The sequence below is a fragment of the Phreatobacter sp. AB_2022a genome (assembly GCF_026847585.1).
Taxonomy (GTDB): domain Bacteria; phylum Pseudomonadota; class Alphaproteobacteria; order Rhizobiales; family Phreatobacteraceae; genus Phreatobacter.
The window spans coordinates 46,587-64,345 of sequence record NZ_JAPSET010000028.1 but is presented as its reverse complement, the minus strand read 5'-3'; the positions used below and the strand labels follow the sequence as shown (position 1 = coordinate 64,345).

Sequence of the window (17,759 nt, the reverse complement as noted above, 5' to 3'; positions counted from 1 at the left end):
CCAATCGATCCTCGCAGCCGGGTCAGCCGAGAAATGCCAGGATCGCCTCGGCGAAAGCATCGTTGCGATCGCCCGCCACCATATGGCTGGCGCCGCCGACGTCGACGAAACGCGCATGCGGCACCAGGGCGAGAAAAGCCTCGGCATGTTCGGGCGTGACGATTTCCGAGCCGGCACCGCGCACCAGCAAGGTCGGGACGGCCAGCCGGGCGGCCGCGGCCTCGAGCCCCGACAGCAGTGCCTCGCCCTCGGCATTGACGCTGCGCGGTCCGTCCCAGAACCGCGGATCCCAGTGCCAGTACCAGCGCCCGTCGGCGCGCTGGCGCAGGTTCTTGCGCAGCCCCTCCACGGAGGGCGGACGCTTGCGATGTGGCAGGTAGGCCGCGACCTGCTCGGCCGCCTCCTCGATCGTGGCGAAGCCGTCGCGTGCCCTCGCGGTCATGAAGCGCTGCACCTGGGCGACGCCGCTCCGTTCCATGCGCGGCGTGATGTCGACGAGCACCAGGGCGGCGAAGCAGTCCGTTTCGCCGAGCGCATGGAGCGAGGCTAGCCCGCCGAGCGATGCACCGATGGCGACCGGCCTCGCCCCGAAACGCTGCTCGATCTGGCGGCCGAGCGCGACCGCGTCGCGGCCATAGTCGCTGAACGAATAGGCGCCGCTGTCGACCCAGGCGCTGTCGCCATGTCCGCGCTGATCGACCGGGATGGCCGTGAAGCCGCGTTCGGCAAGCCGGCGCGCCGTCGCCCGCCAGGCATGCCGTGTCTGGCCGCCGCCGTGCAGCAGCAGCGCGCTGCGCGCGCCCTGGCCATAGACATCGCCTTCGAGGCGATTGTCGTCGGCGCCGGTGAAGCGGACGTGCCGCGGTTGCATGGACATGGCGCGGGCCGTCAGGGCCGGCGGCCGAGGAAACCGACGACGCCGGCCTTGAAGATCTTGTCGCCGACCGCCGGCATATGGTCGCGGTCGGGGATGTCGAGCGCCTCTCCCCGGGGGATCAGGGCCGCCAGCGGTGCCGGCGGGCCGGCGATCTTGTCCTTGGTGCCGACGGCGACGAGCGTCGGACACTGGATCTCGCCGGCCTCCTCCGCGGTCATTTCGTTGCGCGAGCCGCGGATACAGGCGGCGAGAGCGTTCCGGTCGGCGCGGGTCTGGTTGGCGAAGGCGCGGAACATGCGGCCCTGCGGGTCGGTGATCTCCTCCAGCGAGGGCGCCAGCAGCGCATCCGCAATGGTCTCCGGCAGGCCGACGCCCTCGACGAGATGGATGCCGAGCCCGCCGAGAACCGCCGAACGCACCCGGTCCGGATGGCGCTGGGCGAGGAAGGCCGTGATCCGCGCGCCCATCGAGTAGCCGAGCACGTCGGCCCGGTCGAGACCGAGATGATCGAGCAGCCGGCGGGCATCCTCGGCCATGATCCGGGTGTGGTAGGCTGCGGGCTCGTAGAGCTTCTCCGAGGCGCCATGGCCGCGATTGTCGAGCGCGATGACGCGCCGGCCGGCCTTGGTCAAGGTCTCCACCCAGCCGGGATAGACCCAGTTGATATGGGCGGTGGAGGCAAAACCGTGAATGCAGAGGATCGGTTCGCCGTCGCCGACGTCGAAATAGGCGATGGAAACGCCGTCTGACGGGAAGGTCTGGAGCGGAATGGGCGCTGGCATACTGGGCATGCTGTCTTCTAGCCGCCTGCCGCCGCAGCGAAAAGGCCCTGTTTCGGTGCGGTGACCTGCCGGGATGACAGACCGGCGATCCCGCGCTACGCATGCCCGATTGCGTCCTGGGAGCGCCAACGAAGCTCATGTCTCGCCTTTTCCTGCCCGCCCTTGCCCTCGCCACGCTGGCCTTCTCCCTGGCGGGCCCGGCCCAAGGCCAGAACCGAAGCGCCCAGAACCAGCCCTCCCAGCCCGCCGCCGTCCAGGACCCGAACGCCATGGCCTGGCGCAGCGGTCCGGAGGCGGCCGAGATCGAGCGGCGGGTGGAAGCGCTGCTGGCGCAGATGACGCTGGACGAAAAGATCGGCCAGCTCAACCTGACCGGACGCGGCGACGGCTTCGATCCGCAATGGGTCGCGACCGGCCGCTCCGGCGCGATCATGAACTTCATCGACCCGCGGGAGGTGCGCCGCCTGCAGGATCTCGCGCGGACGAGTCGGCTGCAGATCCCGCTGATCATCGGCCTCGACGCGATCCACGGCTTCGCCACCTACTTCCCGCAGCCGATCGGCCAGGCTGCAACCTTCGATCCGAAGCTGATCGAGCTGGCCGCCTATTGGACGGCCAGGGAATCGCGGGCGGCCGGCGTCAACTGGACCTTCGCGCCCATGGTGGATCTCACGCGCGATCCGCGCTGGGGCCGCGTGTTCGAAGGCGCCGGCGAGGACGTTCATCTGGCGTCGGTGGTCGCGGCCGCCCGGGTGCGCGGCTATCACCGCGGCGGGGTGGCGACCAGCGTCAAGCACTTCGCCGGCTATGGCGAGGCCGAGGCGGGCCGCGACTACAACAGCGTCTGGATCCCGCTCTCCAAGCTGCTCGATCGCCATGTCCCGCCATTCCAGGCGGCGATCGCGGCAGGCGCCTTCACCGCGATGACCTCGCTCAGCGCGATGAACGGCATGCCGGCGACGGCCGATCGCGGCCTCCTGACCGACCTGCTCAAGGGCCGCCTCGGTTTCCGCGGCTTCGTCGTCTCCGACTTCGCCTCGATCGAGGAGCTGATCAAGCACGGCGTCGCGGCCGACGGCGCCGAGGCAGCGCGCAAGGCGCTGCTCGCCGGCGTCGACATGGACATGTTCTCCGGCCTCTACATCCAGCATCTCGCCGACGAGGTGCGGGCCGAGCGGGTGCCGGTCGCCGCGATCGACGAGGCGGTCCGCCGCATCCTCCGGGTGAAGTTCCACATGGGCCTGTTCGAGGCCGCGCCGGTCGATCCGGCCGCGACCGCCGGCCTGCTGATCACGCCGCCGGCCCGCGCGGCGGCGCTCGCGGTGGCGCGCGAGGCCATGGTGCTGCTGAAGAACGACGGCGACATCCTGCCGATCCGCCCGGACGTGCGTTCCATTGCGGTGGTCGGCGCGCTCGCCATGGTCGACGAGGACTGGCAGTACGGCGACAATGTCGGCCTGCCGCGCATCCGCCGGTCCACCGTCCAGGCGGAGCTTGCCCGCCACCTCGGGCCGCAGGTCCGCATATCCGCCCATTCCGGCTTCACCACCCAATGCGGCATCGAGCTCGCCGAACGCGAGGCGACGCTCGCGGCCGCCCGCGCCGCCGACCTGATCGTCGCTGTGCTCGGCGAGGAATGCGAATTCATGGGCGAGAGCGCCTCCCGCACCCGGCTCGACCTGCCGGGCGTGCAGGGCGAGCTCCTCAACGACCTCATCGCCACCGGCAAGCCCGTGGTGCTGGTGCTGAAGACCGGCCGGCCGCTGGTGCTCACCGATATCGCCGCCCGCGTGCCGGCGATCATCCAGAGCTTCCATCTCGGCTCGGAAGGGCGTGTCGCGATCGGCGAGGTGCTGACCGGGCGGGTCAATCCCAGCGGCAAGCTACCCATGAGCATGCCGCGTTCTGTCGGCCAGATCCCGGTCTATTACGACCACCTGCCGACCGGCCGGCCGCAGATCAAGCACGAGCGCTACGAGAGCTCGTTCATCGACGAGCGCAACGAGCCGCTGTTCCCCTTCGGCTTCGGCCTCAGCTACACGCGCTTCACGCTCGACCAGCTGGTGCTCGACCAGGCTCGCGTGCCGCTGGCCGGCACCATCGTGGGCTCGGTGCGCATCACCAATGCAGGCGCGCGCGACGGCCGCGAGGTCGTGCAGGTCTATCTGCGCCAGCGCGTCGGCTCGCGCTCGCGACCGGTGCGGGAACTGAAGGCCTTCGAAAAGGTGACGCTCGCCGCCGGCGCCAGCCAGACCGTGCGCTTCGCCGTGCCGGTGGAGGCGCTCGCCTTCCATGACGACCAGGGCCGGCGCCGGCTGGAGCCCGGCCTCTACGACGTCTTCGTCGGCACGGATTCGCGCGCATCGCTCGCGGCGACCGTCGAGGTTGGCGAGTAGCACGTGGCGAAGGGCGGGTCGGGACGAAGCGCGACGCGCAGCCACCCCCACCTGCCATTCGCTACTTCGCTACTTCGCTATGTTCGACCCCGAATAGGGCGGCGGCGGAATATCCATATGCGCCTTGCGCAGCGCCGCCGACCAGCGCTCGCGCAGGTCGTGGAAATAAGGCTCGCCCGGCTCGATCCGATAGTTGGTTTCGACCCGCGCCTCGCCGCGCGGCATCACCGCAATGTCGATGGGCATGCCGACGCCGAGATTGGAGCGCATGGTCGAATCCATCGAGACGAGGCCGATCTTCAGGGCATCGCTCAGCGTGGTGTCGTATTTGATCGCGCGATCGAGGATCGGCTTGCCGTATTTGTGCTCGCCGATCTGCAGGTAGGGCGTATCGACGGTGCATTCGATGCAATTGCCGGCGGAATAGATCATGAAGAGCCGCAGCCGGCGCTGGTTGATCTGGCCGCCGAACAGGAACGAGGCCTCGAACTTGACGCCGTCGCGTTCGAGCCCCGGGCCGTCGAGCGCCCGGACCAGCCGAATCGCGCGGCCGACCCGCTGAGCCGCCTGGAACATGCTCGGCGCGTTCATCAGCGTTTCGATCTCGCCGGTCTCCTCGTTCCTGAGCCCCTCGTTCAGGAAACCGAGCACGGACTGGGTGATCGACAGGTTGCCGGCTGAGGCGATCGCCATGGCGCGCTCGCCCGGCTTTTCGAACACCTGGAGCTTGCGGAAGGTGGAGATATTGTCGAGCCCCGCATTAGTGCGGGTGTCGGCGATCATCACCAGGCCATCGCGCACCAGAATGCCGCAGCAGTAAGTCATAGACGAGTTTCTCCGGTCGGCTTGGCATAGCCGGCTGCCCGGATGGGTGCAACCGGCACCGCCACATCCGGATATCGCGCTGCAAAAGGCCCCTTCCCTCCGGCGCTATTTTACCGCTAGCTTGATGGCGAAGCATCACAACCGGTCCGTCAGAGGCAGGCGATGTTTCGCCTTCCAGAGGGGATCTGACCGGCATGCCGGATGACCTAGGCATCTTCGACGAGATGACCATTGCGGGCGGTGGCGTCCGCCCCGCCTACGAAACCCTGAGCCAGTGGCTGGCATCGATCCCGGACGATCTCCTGCGCACCCGGGCCGGCGAAGCCGAGGCCCTGTTCCGCCGGATCGGCATCACCTTCGCCGTCTATGGCGACGCCGAATCGACCGAACGCCTCATCCCGTTCGATGTCGTGCCGCGCATTCTCACCAGCGCCGAATGGGCGACGCTGTCGCGCGGCCTGACCCAGCGTGTCAAGGCGATCAACGCCTTCCTGTCCGATGTCTACGGGCGGCGCGAGGTGCTGCGCGCCGGCATCGTTCCCGACGATCTCGTCTACCGCAACCCGGCCTTCCGCCCGGAAATGAACCAGCAGCCGGTGCCGCACGGCATCTACGTGATGATCGCCGGCATCGACATCGTGCGCGTCGACGCCGACACCTTCTATGTGCTGGAGGACAATGCCCGCACACCCTCCGGCGTCTCCTACATGCTGGAGAACCGGGAGGTCATGTTCCGCTTGTTTCCGGAACTGTTCGCCCAGCACCGGGTGGCGCCGGTCGAGAACTATACCGACGACCTGCTCGCCACGCTGAAATCGGTGGCGCCGAGTTCGGCCTCGGCCGACCCGACCTGCGTGCTGCTCACTCCCGGCCAGTACAACTCGGCCTATTACGAGCACACCTTCCTCGCCGACAAGCTCGGCGTCGAGCTGGTCGAAGGGCGTGATCTCTTCGTCCGGGGCGACGTCGTCTACATGCGCACGACCGAAGGCCCGAAGCGGGTCGACGTCATCTACCGGCGCCTCGACGACGATTTCCTCGACCCGCTGACCTTCCGGCCGGATTCGGCCCTCGGCGTGCCGGGGCTCGTCTCGGCCTATCATCGCGGCAACGTCACGCTCGCCAATGCGGTCGGCACCGGCGTCGCCGACGACAAGGCGGTCTATAGCTACATGCCGGAGATCGTGAAATTCTATCTCGGCGAGGAGCCGATCCTGAAGAACGTGCCGACCTGGCGCTGCCGCGAGGCGGACGGGCTTGCCTATGTGCTCGACAATCTGAAGGACCTGGTGGTCAAGGAGGTTCACGGCTCGGGCGGCTACGGCATGCTGATCGGGCCGAAGGCGAGTGCCGCCGAAATCGACGAGTTCCGCAGGAAGCTGCAGAACGATCCGGCCAATTTCATCGCCCAGCCGACGCTCGCGCTTTCCACCTGCCCGACCCTGGTCGAGGAGGGCATCGCGCCGCGCCATGTCGACCTGCGCCCCTTCGTGCTGACCGGCCGCGACAAGGTGCGCATCGTGCCGGGCGGGCTGACCCGCGTCGCGCTGAAAGAGGGGTCGCTCGTGGTCAATTCCAGCCAGGGCGGCGGCACCAAGGACACCTGGGTCCTGGACGTATAGGGCGAGCGATCCATCATGCTGTCACGCACCGCCGACAATCTCTACTGGCTCGCCCGCTATGTCGAACGGGCCGAGTTCCTCGCCCGCATCATCGAAGCCTCGACGCGCCTCGCCAACCTGCCCTCGGCCTATGCCGGTTCCTCCAACGAGTGGGAATCGGCGGTCGCCACCGCCGGCTGCGCGCCCGCCTTCCATGCCGTGCACCCCAAGGCGACCCGCGAGACGGTGGTCGATTTTCTCGCCTTCTCGCCCGACAACCCCTCCTCGATCCGGTCGTGTTTCGAGATCGCGCGGACCAATGCCCGGGCGGTGCGCACGGCGCTGACGACCGAGATGTGGGATGCGATCAATTCGGCATGGCTCGATCTCAACCGCTACCGGGCGAGCAACCTCAAGCGCGACGAGCAGCTCGGCAGCTTCCTGTCCTTCGTCAAGGAGACCGGCCTGCGCTTCGACGGCTCGGCCTATCGGACCATGCTGCGCAGCGACGGCTACTGGTTCTCGCGCCTCGGCGTGATGGTCGAGCGGGCCGACAACACCGCCCGCATTCTCGACGTCAAATACCACGTGCTTCTGCCGGGCGCCGAGCAGGTCGGCGGCTCGCTCGACTATTTCCAGTGGTCGGCCATCCTGCGCGCGGTCTCCGCGCTCACCGCCTATCACTGGGTCTACAAGGAGAGCCTCAAGCCCTGGCTGGTCGCCGACCTCCTGATCCTCAACGATCAGATGCCGCGCTCGCTCGCCGCCTGTTATGAGAGCATCGTGCGCAACCTGGACAGCGTGTCGCTCGCCTATGGCCGCCAGGGTCCGGCACAGCGCGCCGCGCGCGCCATCCGCACCAAGCTTGAAAATGCCCGCATCGATGACATCTTCCAGGCGGGCCTGCATGAATTCGTCACCGATTTCATTGCCGACAACAATCGGCTGGGCAACGCCATCACGCAGCAATATCTGGCCTGAGACGCCCTCCGGACGGCAAGCGAACGAGATACCGGTCCATGCGCATCAGCATCGCCCATGAAACCGTCTACAGCTACGAGGCGCCGGCCAGCTCGGTGATCCAGACGCTGCGCCTGACGCCGCGCAATTTTGCCGGCCAGCACGTCGCCAAGTGGCGCGTCGAGGTCGATCAGGACTGCCGCCTGGAAGCCCACGAAGACGCCTTCGGCAACATCACCCATACATTCACCGCGGCCGGCCCGGTCGAGCGCCTGGTCGTCCGCGTCGACGGCCTCGTCGAAACCACCGACACGGCTGGCGTCATCCGCGGTTCGGTGGAGCGCTTTCCGCCCGCGCTGTTCCTGCGCGAGACCGATCTCACCCGGCCCGACGCAGCCATCAAGGCCTATGCCGAGCAGCGCCGCGCCGCCGCGGGCGGCGCCGCGCTCGCAAGCCTGCACGAACTGATGCGCGGCCTGAACGGGCACCTCACCTTCGACAAGGATCCGACCCATGCGGGCACCACGGCGGTCGAGGCCTTTGCGCTGAAACGCGGCGTCTGCCAGGACTTCGCCCATATCTTCATCGCCGCGGCGCGCCATCTCGGCATTCCCGCCCGTTATATCGGCGGCTATTTCCTGCATGCCGACGGAACGGTCGACCAGGAAGCCGGCCATGCCTGGGCCGAGGCCCATGTCGAGGATCTCGGCTGGGTCGCTTTCGATCCCGCGAACGGCATCTGCCCGGCGGAGGCGCATATCCGCATCGCCGCCGGGCTGGACTATCTGGGCGCCGCCCCGGTGCGCGGCACGCGCTATGGCGGCGCCGGCGAAGCGCTGACCGTCAAGGTCCAGGTCGACCAGGCCCGGCGGCAGGTGCAGAGCTGAGCCGCCCGCCCCGCAGCGACCTTCGGCGTGCAGAACCGAGCCCGGGAGTTTATGACGATGGGGCAACCCGCCCCGTCAGCGCCCGGAGAGCCGCATGCCCGAGACCGTCACCGCCGCCATTCTCGTCATCGGCGACGAGATCCTGTCCGGCCGGACCAAGGACCGGAACATCGGCTACATCACCGAATATCTGACGGCGATCGGCATCGACACGCGCGAGGTGCGCGTCGTCCCGGACGAGGAAGACGACATCGTCGCGGCGCTCAACGCCCTGCGCCACCGCTACGACTACGTCTTCACCACCGGCGGCATCGGGCCGACCCATGACGACATCACCGCCGACTCGGTGGCCAAGGCCTTCGGGGTGCCGATCGACGTCGACCCGCGCGCCCGCGCCATGCTGCTCGAGCGGATTCCGGAAAAGGACCTGAACGAGGCGCGCCTGCGCATGGCCCGCATCCCCCATGGGGCAGAGCTCGTGGAAAACTCCGTGTCCAAGGCGCCGGGCTTCATGATCGGCAACGTCGTCACCATGGCGGGCGTGCCCTCGATCATGCAGGTGATGCTCGACAATGTCGCGCCGAAGCTGAAGACCGGCACGCGCATGCTGCAGGTCACCATCGAGGCCGCGGGCCTCAAGGAAGGCGACATCGGCACGCCCTACGGCGTGCTCGCCAAGGCCCATCCCGGCGTGATCATGGGCAGCTATCCCATGATGAACGACAAGGGCTTCTATACGCGCCTCGTGCTGCGCGCCAAGGACGAGGGCCTGCTGGCCGCCGCGGAGGCCGCCGTCGTGGCCATGGTGGAGGCGCACAAGCCGGCGCGCTCGGAAATCGTCGTCACGCGGGGCGGCTGACTGCCGTTTCGGCGGAAAAAACGTCGAGAACGGTGGATTTCCACGTCAGGAGCACGCGCAAACGCTTGCCTGGCGCCAGCACCTCGTTAGGGTGCCGGTCCCTCAAAAGCGTCAAGCGCCGTTCGTTGCGGAGTTCTCCATGGCCACGCCCCATTCCGAGAAGGCCTTTCCGGTTTCCTGGGATCAGTTCCACCGCGACGCCCGCGCTCTCGCCTGGCGCCTGTCGGGCCAGGGCCCGTTCCGGGCCATCGTCTGCATCACCCGGGGCGGTCTCGTGCCGGCCGCCATCGTCACCCGCGAGATCGGCATCCGGCTGATCGATACGGTGTGCATCGCCAGCTACCATGACTACCAGAACCAGGGGCAGCTGCAGGTCATCAAGACCATCGCCCCGGACCTGACCGCCAGCGGCGGCGAAGGCATCCTGGTGGTCGACGATCTCGTCGACACCGGCAAGACGGCGAAGGTCGTGCGCGACATGTTGCCGAAAGCCCACATCGCCACCGTCTACGCCAAGCCCCAGGGCCGGCCGCTGGTCGACACCTTCGTCACGGAAGTGTCGCAGGATACCTGGATCTATTTCCCATGGGACATGGGTTATTCGTTCCAGCCGCCGATCCGCGAGGGCGGCTGAGCGCAGCGGCAGCGCCGGAGCGCCTTGCGCGCCGAGCCTTGCATGTCATGCCTCGGCTGGGGTACGAAACCTGCCGAACGACCTGTGCACCGCAACCAGTGCATCGATCGGAAGCGATATTGCCAGCCTCGACGTCCGGCCTCACCGCTCGAACAGCCCATCGCACAAGCCGCGCCGGCCTCCTGCTCGGCTCCGCGCTGGCGCTTGTCCTCGCGCATGGGACGGCGCGTGCGATCGAGCCGATCCTCGGCCCCTTCGATTCGCATACGACGACGGTGACTGCAGGCGGTACCGACCTGTGGACCACGCCGATCGCGACACTCGGCACCCTGGCCATTGCCAATGACGGGCCGACCGGAGGCCCGCTCTCCGGACATTCAGCGCAGAATTACGGCGAGCTGCGCATTGCCGGCCTTGCAGGCTTCGGCGCCGTCGACGTACGCAGCGGTCTGCTCACCGTCGATGGCGTCCTGCTCTCCCCGGGACTGACCGTCGGCGCCAACGGCCGACTCGGCGGTTCCGGGCTGATCGGCGGCGACGTGACCGTCCAGGGCCTCATCAATCCCGGCACCTCACCGGGGACCCTGACCATCGTCGGCAATGTCACGCTCAGCCCCACCGGCGTCTTCCAGGCCGATATCGACGGCCCGCTCACGGCCGGTGGCCCCGGCAGCCACGATCGCCTGCTCGTCCTCGGCGCCGGCCACACCTTCACGGCGGACGGGACATTCTCGGCCCGGCTGCGCGATATCGGCACGGGAGCGACCAACACCTATGCGCCAGCCATAGGCACGCGATTTACAGTCGTCAGCGCCGCGCTGGGAGCCGGGATCTCCGGCCGCTTCACCGGCGTCTCGGTCGAGGCCGACGCGACCGGCGCCACGGGCCTGCCGGTCAATGGCCGGCTCGACATCCTCTATTCTCCGACCAGCATCGTCGCCGCAATCACGCCGGCCTCCTTCGCCGCCCTGCCCTCGGTCGGCATCACGCTGAACGGCCCCGGGCTCTCCGTCGCCATTGCGCTCGACCATGCCCGCCCGGCGCCCGGCGCCCCGCTGAATCCGGCCGAAAGCGACGTTTTTACCCGCATCTACAGCCTTTCGACTGCCGCCCTGCCCGGTGCCCTCGACGCCATGTCCGGCCGGGATTATGGCGGCCAGACGGCCACCTCGCTCCAGTCGGTCCTCGGCTTCGCCTCCATGCTGCAGCAGCGGCGCGACAGCCTGCGCAGCGGCTCCGCCGACGCCATCTTCACGCCCACTTTCGGCGCCGCCAGCAATGGCCGTTTCGAGGCCTCCGCGGGCCTGCCGGCCGGTGCGCTCGCCTATGCCGATCCGGACGACGGCGCCGCGCGCGCCCGGGCCGCGGGCTGGAGCGTCTGGGGCCAGGCCTTCGGCAATGGCGGCGCGGTCAAGGCGGACAGCGGATCGGGCTGGTCCAATACCGGCGGCGGTTTCGTTTTCGGCATCGACCGGCCGGTCACGCCCGCCCTGACCGTGGGCTTTGCCGGCTTCTACACGGCGACCCGCACGCGCGGCGACAATTTCGTGGGAACGTCGAGCTCGCTGGCCGGCGCCGTCTACGGCGCATTGAGTCTCGGCCGCGTCGAGATCGACACCGTCGTCGGCGGCAGCTGGACCGAGATGTCGTCGACGCGCAATTTCAGCATCGGCGATACCGCCCTTGCCGCCCGCGGCGCGACACGCGGCTTCGGCCTGCTCGCCACCACCGAGATCGGCTACCGGTTCCAGATGCCGACTCATTTCGGCGAGGCCTTCGTCAAGCCCTTTGCCGGCATCGCCTATGCCGACGTCAATCGCGCCGCCTTCACCGAGACGGGCGCCGGCGGCTTCAACCTCACGGTCATGGCCGACCGGCCGGCACGCGCCCTTGCCCAGATCGGCCTCAGCACGGGGCTTGCCATCCGCGGCGATCACGGCCTCGTCTGGCGCCCCGAGTTCAAGCTGGCCTGGGGACACGATTTCAAGGATCCCTCGCCGCCCGTCTCCGCAGCGATCCTCGGCCAGACCTTCACGGTGCGCGACACCGTGCTCGGCCGCAACGCCGCCCTCGTCGGCCTGCAGCTCGGCGTCTCGCACTCCGACTGGCTGCAGATCTATGCCGGCTATGACGGCGAGTTCCGGCACGGCGAGATGACCCACCAGGGCCGGATCGGCGCGCGCCTGCGCTGGTAGGGCCGCGCTGCGGAATTTGCCGGTTTCCAAAAACCGGCGGAATGCTCTAAACCGCCGGCCATGCGCACGTGGTGGAACCGGTAGACACACGAGACTTAAAATCTTGCGCCTTCGGGCATGCCGGTTCGAGTCCGGCCGTGCGCACCATCCTATCGGACAGCGAAGGCAACTGGAGTGCCCGCGCCGGCTATCGGCGGCATGAGGCGGCGGCGCTTCGCCGGCCGGCAGCCTCGCGTCGAAGAGACCTGTCCGGGACGCCGCCGCTCATCTGTCGGCCCCCCGAAGACCTGCATGCGATCACCGACCGTGGCCTTCGGGATCGCTCTCGACGGCCGCCTCCGACCACGGTGCGGCGATCCCGGCCGGTTCGCGCTTGCTGAACCGGCAACTGAGTCTGTATCGCATGCTCCTGAAGCGGAACATTGCCGGGCCGCCGCCCCGGGGGAAACGATCGAGGAGCCAGCTTGGCCGAACCGGGACGTGACAGACTTGACCTGAAGAGCAAGGTACCGGAAGCCGTCGTCCGCGCATCGACGTTGACCGAACAGGTCTATCTCAAGCTGCGCGAGGGCCTGCTTCTCGGCGTGTGGAAGCCTGGCGAGAAGCTGACGGCACGGGCGCTGAGCCGCACGCTCGGCGTGAGCCTCACGCCCGCGCGCGAAGCGATCACCCGGCTCGCGACCGAAGGCGCGATCAGCGTCTCCGAAACCCGGATGTATTCCATTCCGGAGCTCGATCGTGCCCAGTACGAGGAGATCACGCGCATCCGCCTGCAGCTCGAACCGATGGCGGCGGCGATGGCCGCGCGGAATGCTACCGACGCTCTAGTCGAGCGCCTTGACGACATCAACGAAGGGCTGAAGGCAAGGATCCTCGCGGAGGATTTCGACGAGGGCCTGCGGCTCGATTCCGAATTCCATCTCTCGGTCTACGACGCGGCCGGTTCTGCCGTCCTGCGCCGGCTGATCGACACGCTCTGGCTGCAGATCGGCCCGACGCGCACCCGCCTACTCCCGGAATACCGGCGCAAGCTGATCGGCTACGAGAACCATCGCAACGTGATCGACGCGCTTCGGCGCCATGACGAGCCCGCAGCGCAGCGCGCCATGCACAAGGACCTCACGGAAGGCGCCAACGCCATCATCTCCGTGCTGGTGTGAGCCAGGCGGCGGCGTTTGACCGTGTTCAAAAATGATATATCATCGATCAAATTAAATCAGGCGCACCGCAAGATTGCGCTCAAAGAACAAGAGGGAGGCGGCCATGACACGGCTTTCGAGGCGCGGAGCCTTGCAGTGGGGAGCAAATCTCGGCGTGGCGACCTTTGCCATGTCGACCTTCGGGACGGACCTGGCCTTCGCCCAGGCCAGGAAGGCTGTCCTCGGTTACTTCTCGTCGGCCAATCAGCAGAACTTCGCCCGGGCCACCGGCTCGATGCAGAAGGCGATGGGCGCGGACGTCGCGGTCGACTTCGTCGGCGTCTCGAGCGGCCCGCAGATCCTGACCGCCATGGCGTCGAACAGCATGGACCTGTGCAATATCGGGTCGAGCCCGATGCTGGTGAGCTTCGCCCAGGGCCTGCCCGTGTCCATGGTCTACGTGCACAAGATCGTTCGCGACGGCGAAGCGCTCGTCGTGCGGAACGGCGCCGGCATCGCGGGGCTTGCCGACCTGAAGGGCAGGAAGATCGGCTGCCCTTTCAACACCTCGGTCCATTTCGCCTTGATCGCGGCGCTCCGCACGGTCGGCCTTTCGCCGTCCCAGGTCGAGCTCGTCAATCTGCGGGCGGATGCGATGCTCGCGGCCTGGCAGCAGAATGCGATCGACGCGGCCTATATCTGGCATCCCGTTCAGGGCGTGCTGGTGCAGAGCGGCGGGACCGTGATCTTCACCACCGGCGAACTCGCGCCGTCCGGCATCCTGATCTTCGACGCCATCGTCTGCCGGAACCAGTTCAAGCAGGACCATCCGGACCTGGTGCTCGCCTATCTGAAGGAGCTCGACCGGATCAATGCCATCTACCGCGACAAGCCGGAGGAGGTTGCCGATGCCATGGCCCCCTTCCTGCAGATCCCGCGCGAGACGGCGCTGCTGGTGGCACGCACGACGCATACCATCGCGCCGAAGACGATGCTGAGCCCGCAATGGATGGGCGAGCCCGGAGCCGCGGAGAGCGGCGTCGTCACGGCGCTCGCCAAGCAGGCCGACTTCCTCGTCCGCAGCGGGCAGATGCCGCGCGCGCCTGCCGACCTGTCGAAATGGGTCGACAGTTCCTTCGTGAAGCAGATGGTCTGAGCGCGCGGCGCCCGTCCGACGTCCATCCCCGGGCCCGGTCATCGCGCAACGGCCCCGCCGGGCTCATACAGCCTTTCAGTCGAAAACGGACATGATCAAGCCAGTCTCCCTCGACGTCCCGCGTGGGCACGCCCCGCCGAAGCTGCAGGCCAGACAGCTCTCGAAATCGTTCCCGTCCCCGTCAGGCCCGGTCCAGGCCCTGGCTCCCTTCGACCTGAGCGTGGACAAGGGCGACTTCCTGTGCGTCGTCGGCCCGTCCGGATGCGGCAAGACGACCCTGCTCAACATCGTGGCGGGTTTCGAGACGCCGAGCACCGGTTCAGTCACGCTCGACGGCAAGCCCATTCGCGGCCCCGGCGCCGAGCGCGGCGTCGTGTTCCAGCAAGGGGCTCTGTTCAACTGGATGAGCGTGCAGGAGAACGTCGCCTTCGGGCCGCGGGCTTGCGGCGTGAGCGTCGCCGAGGCGCGGGACCGGGCCAGCCAGCTCCTCGACCTGGTCGGCCTGAACGGCTTCGCCTCGAAATATCCGTACCAGCTTTCCGGTGGCATGCAGCAGCGCGTCGGCATCGCCCGCGCCCTGGCCAACGATCCCGACATTCTGCTCATGGACGAGCCCTTCGCGGCCCTCGACCAGCAGACACGCGAACTCCTGCAGGAGGAGATGCGCCGGATCTGGCAGCGCACCGGCAAGACCGTCATCTGGATCACCCATTCGATCGAGGAGGCGCTGTTCCTCGCCACCCACGTGCTGGTCATGGCGTCGCGGCCGGGCCGGACGAAAGCCGCCTTCGAGTCGTCGTTCTCCCGGTCCGACGACCCCTATCTCGCGGCATCGCCGGAATTCGCGGCGGCCCGGCGAACGATTCTGGAACTTCTGAGATCCGAAGCGGCAAAGGCCCAGCGTCTTGAGGAGATGCACCCGTGAGCGCGGCCGACCGCACGCTGAACATCGAAGCGCCGCCCGACGAGGGCGATGCGCGCCGCAAGCTCGGCCGGCGGGATCTCGGCCTGACGATCCTGACATTCGCGGCCATTCTCGCGCTCTGGACGGCGGTCACCGGCTCGGGCCTGTGGGAACCGGTGATCCGTCCGGTCTTCCTCCCCTCCCCGTTGACCGTCTTCCAGACCTTCATGAGCCTTGTCGAGAACGGCTATCAGGGCCGCTCGCTTGGCCATCACGTCGGCGTCAGTTTTTACCGCTTCGCCATCGCCTTCTCCCTGTGCATCCTCGTCGGCGTGCCGGTGGGCCTCCTGATGGGGACGAGCCGGACCATCCGAGCCATCGTGGAACCACCGATCCAGGCGATCAGGCCGATCCCCAAACTGGCTCTGCTGCCGCTTTTCCTGATCTGGTTCGGCATCGGCAACCTGTCGAAGATCGTCGTCATCGCGGCCCCGGTCTTTCCGTTGATCGCGATCAGCGCCATGCAGGCCGTGCGCGCGGTGAGCACCAAGAAGATCCAGGCTGCCCAGTCGCTTGGCGCATCGTCCTGGATCGTCTTTCGCCGCATCCTGCTGCCGGCCAGCCTGCCCGGCATTTTCACCGGCATCCGGGTCTCGATCTCGATCGGCGTCACCATGCTGGTCGGCGCCGAATTGACAGCGACGTCCGACGGCATCGCCTGGATGGCGCTGACGGCCGCCGAATATCTGCAGACCGACATCGTGCTGGTCGGCGTGCTGATCATGGCGGCCATGGGCTACGTGCTCGACCGCGCCTTCCTGCTTCTCGAAACGAACCTCGTGCACTGGACCGGCAAGGATTGACCGGAGCGCCGCGCCGCCGGCCCGCTGCGGCCGGAAAAGAGACGCAGCGCCCCGGCGGAGATCGGTCGCACAAGAAGGAGACATAAGGTGTCATCGCCAATCCGGAAGCCATTCCCCGCCCGCGGCGAGAACTGGGCGACGTTGCAATCCCAGATGCAGGCATTCGCGAGCACCGATATCGACTGGCGGCGCGGCCGCGCGCCGCTGTTCGTGTTCCTCAACGACCAGGAGACCCACGACGTCGGGCGCAATGCCTATTTCGACTTCTTCACCGAGAATGCGCTCGGCGGAACGCGGGCCTTCTTCGGCATCGGCCGGATGGAGAAGGAGGTGCTCGACTGCGGGCTGGACCTCTTCCAGGCCCCGGACGGCGCGGCCGGGTCGTTTACGAGCGGCGGCAGCGAAAGCATCTTTCTGGCCGTCAAGGCCGCCCGCGACGCCTACCGTGCCAGGCACGGGCGACGGCACGATGGCGGCCTCAACATCGTCATGCCCGACTCGGCCCATGCCGCCTTCGACAAATCGGCCGACGTGATGGATCTCGAGCTGCGGCGCGCGCCCCTGTACCCGGATCGCCGCGTCGACGTGCAGGCCATGCGCAAGCTGATCGACGACCGGACGATACTGCTGGTCGGGTCGGCCCCCTGCTATCCGCACGGTGTGATCGATCCGATCGACGCGATCGCCGAACTGGCGGTCGAATCCGGGATCTGGCTGCATGTCGACGCCTGTGTCGGCGGCTGGATCCTGCCCTTCTTCAAGAAGAACGGTCGCCCCCTGCGCGATTTCGACTTCCGCCTGGCCGGCGTCCGCTCGATTTCGGCCGACCTTCACAAATTCGGCTTCTGCCCCAAGCCGGCCTCGACCCTGTTCTACCGGGATCGCGCCGACCAGGAACGGGCCATGTTCGTCGCCGACGCGTGGCCCTCGGGAACCTTCCGCACCGCGACCCTGGCCGGAACACGGCCGGCAGGAGCGGTCGCAGGGGCCTGGGCGGTCCTTCACCACCTCGGTGAGCAGGGCTATCGCAAGGCCGCCGCGCGTCTTGCCGACATGACCGATGCCTATCTGCGCGACATCGAGGCCATCGACGGCATGCGCATCTGGGCCAGGCCGGACATGTCCATCATCAATTTCGGCTCCGACAGCTACGACATCGGCGCGGTCGCCAAGGGCATGTCCGATCGCGGCTGGCTGCCGACCCTGACGCGGCGCCCGCCGGGGCTTCACCTCATGATGTCGCTCCTCCACGAGCCCGCGCGGCAGGACTTCGTCGCCGATCTCAGGGCGAGCGTCGCGGACGTCCTGCGCGGCGGCCACGGACAGTCGAAAATCGAGGCGACCTACGGATAGGCGGCGGGCCGCGCCCCGAACATGGCCTTGATCGGCCCGATATCCGGGCCGATCGGCGACCGTTCATCCAGGTCGCGCAGGCGACCCGGCCATGGCGTCCGCCGGCCCGGCGACCTCCTTCAGCCAGTCGCGCACCGCCCGGACATCGGCCGATGCCATGGTGTCGGCGGTTGCCACGATGAAGTAGGTCGCGCCCTCGATGACCGGCCCGAAAGGGTGGACCAGCAGCCCCGCCTCGATCTCGGGGCGGGCAAGGACGAGACTCGAGACCACGGCGCCATGGCCGGCGATCGCCGCCTGCAGGCATGGCCGTCATCGGTGAAGCGCG

General features: G+C 67.9%; 16 protein-coding genes and 1 tRNA gene. 13 read left to right on the top strand and 4 right to left on the bottom strand.

The window, feature by feature from the left end; genetic code table 11:
• Positions 1 to 22: 22 nt before the first annotated feature.
• Positions 23 to 877 carry an alpha/beta fold hydrolase gene (locus OZ671_RS19870; RefSeq protein WP_328286392.1) on the bottom strand — a complete coding sequence of 285 codons (855 nt, stop codon included), beginning with the start codon at positions 875 to 877 and terminating at the stop codon, positions 23 to 25.
• 11 nt (positions 878 to 888) lie between these two features.
• Positions 889 to 1,668 (bottom strand): alpha/beta fold hydrolase, encoded by a 780-nt coding sequence (locus tag OZ671_RS19865; RefSeq protein WP_268862358.1) that lies wholly within the window; start codon positions 1,666 to 1,668, stop codon positions 889 to 891.
• A gap of 128 nt (positions 1,669 to 1,796) precedes the next feature.
• On the opposite strand from OZ671_RS19865, the gene OZ671_RS19860 reads away from it, so the two are divergent.
• Complete coding sequence (locus tag OZ671_RS19860; protein WP_268862357.1) at positions 1,797 to 4,055, top strand: glycoside hydrolase family 3 N-terminal domain-containing protein; 2,259 nt, start codon at positions 1,797 to 1,799, stop codon at positions 4,053 to 4,055.
• 69 nt (positions 4,056 to 4,124) lie between these two features.
• Here the strand turns inward: OZ671_RS19860 and OZ671_RS19855 are convergent, their stop codons facing one another.
• Positions 4,125 to 4,880, bottom strand: a complete 756-nt coding sequence (locus OZ671_RS19855; RefSeq protein ID WP_038305762.1) for a peptidase — start codon at positions 4,878 to 4,880, stop codon at positions 4,125 to 4,127.
• Between the two features lie 194 nt (positions 4,881 to 5,074).
• Here OZ671_RS19855 and OZ671_RS19850 point away from each other — a divergent pair, with 194 nt between their 5' ends.
• From OZ671_RS19850 to OZ671_RS19795, 12 genes are all read left to right on the top strand, one after another.
• Positions 5,075 to 6,502 carry a circularly permuted type 2 ATP-grasp protein gene (locus tag OZ671_RS19850; RefSeq protein ID WP_268862356.1) on the top strand — a complete coding sequence of 476 codons (1,428 nt, stop codon included), beginning with the start codon at positions 5,075 to 5,077 and terminating at the stop codon, positions 6,500 to 6,502.
• 15 nt (positions 6,503 to 6,517) lie between these two features.
• Positions 6,518 to 7,462 (top strand): alpha-E domain-containing protein, encoded by a 945-nt coding sequence (locus tag OZ671_RS19845; RefSeq protein WP_268862355.1) that lies wholly within the window; start codon positions 6,518 to 6,520, stop codon positions 7,460 to 7,462.
• 38 nt (positions 7,463 to 7,500) lie between these two features.
• Positions 7,501 to 8,328 carry a transglutaminase family protein gene (locus OZ671_RS19840; protein WP_268862354.1) on the top strand — a complete coding sequence of 276 codons (828 nt, stop codon included), beginning with the start codon at positions 7,501 to 7,503 and terminating at the stop codon, positions 8,326 to 8,328.
• Positions 8,329 to 8,422: 94 nt separating this feature from the next.
• Positions 8,423 to 9,187 carry a competence/damage-inducible protein A gene (locus OZ671_RS19835; protein WP_268862353.1) on the top strand — a complete coding sequence of 255 codons (765 nt, stop codon included), beginning with the start codon at positions 8,423 to 8,425 and terminating at the stop codon, positions 9,185 to 9,187.
• Between the two features lie 139 nt (positions 9,188 to 9,326).
• Positions 9,327 to 9,821, top strand: coding sequence for a xanthine phosphoribosyltransferase (gpt, locus tag OZ671_RS19830; protein WP_268862352.1), 495 nt, complete (start codon positions 9,327 to 9,329; stop codon positions 9,819 to 9,821).
• Between the two features lie 119 nt (positions 9,822 to 9,940).
• On the top strand, positions 9,941 to 12,016 hold the full coding sequence (locus OZ671_RS19825) for an autotransporter family protein (protein WP_268862351.1): 2,076 nt from the start codon (positions 9,941 to 9,943) through the stop codon (positions 12,014 to 12,016).
• A gap of 62 nt (positions 12,017 to 12,078) precedes the next feature.
• Positions 12,079 to 12,163 (top strand) — tRNA-Leu (locus tag OZ671_RS19820).
• Positions 12,164 to 12,438: 275 nt separating this feature from the next.
• Positions 12,439 to 13,176: a GntR family transcriptional regulator gene (locus OZ671_RS19815; protein WP_268862350.1), complete on the top strand. Its 738-nt coding sequence runs from the start codon at positions 12,439 to 12,441 to the stop codon at positions 13,174 to 13,176.
• A gap of 103 nt (positions 13,177 to 13,279) precedes the next feature.
• On the top strand, positions 13,280 to 14,311 hold the full coding sequence (locus OZ671_RS19810; RefSeq protein ID WP_268862349.1) for a taurine ABC transporter substrate-binding protein: 1,032 nt from the start codon (positions 13,280 to 13,282) through the stop codon (positions 14,309 to 14,311).
• Between the two features lie 91 nt (positions 14,312 to 14,402).
• On the top strand, positions 14,403 to 15,236 hold the full coding sequence (locus OZ671_RS19805) for an ABC transporter ATP-binding protein (protein WP_268862348.1): 834 nt from the start codon (positions 14,403 to 14,405) through the stop codon (positions 15,234 to 15,236).
• On the top strand, positions 15,233 to 16,078 hold the full coding sequence (locus OZ671_RS19800; RefSeq protein ID WP_268862347.1) for an ABC transporter permease: 846 nt from the start codon (positions 15,233 to 15,235) through the stop codon (positions 16,076 to 16,078). The genes OZ671_RS19805 and OZ671_RS19800 overlap by 4 nt, the downstream gene beginning before the upstream one ends.
• Before the next feature lie 153 nt (positions 16,079 to 16,231).
• A complete protein-coding gene (locus OZ671_RS19795; RefSeq protein ID WP_268862346.1) occupies positions 16,232 to 17,431 on the top strand; it encodes an aminotransferase class V-fold PLP-dependent enzyme in 1,200 nt (399 codons plus the stop codon).
• 63 nt (positions 17,432 to 17,494) lie between these two features.
• Here OZ671_RS19795 and OZ671_RS19790 read toward each other — a convergent pair whose 3' ends face one another.
• A complete protein-coding gene (locus tag OZ671_RS19790; RefSeq protein WP_268862383.1) occupies positions 17,495 to 17,704 on the bottom strand; it encodes a hypothetical protein in 210 nt (69 codons plus the stop codon).
• Positions 17,705 to 17,759 lie beyond the last annotated feature (55 nt).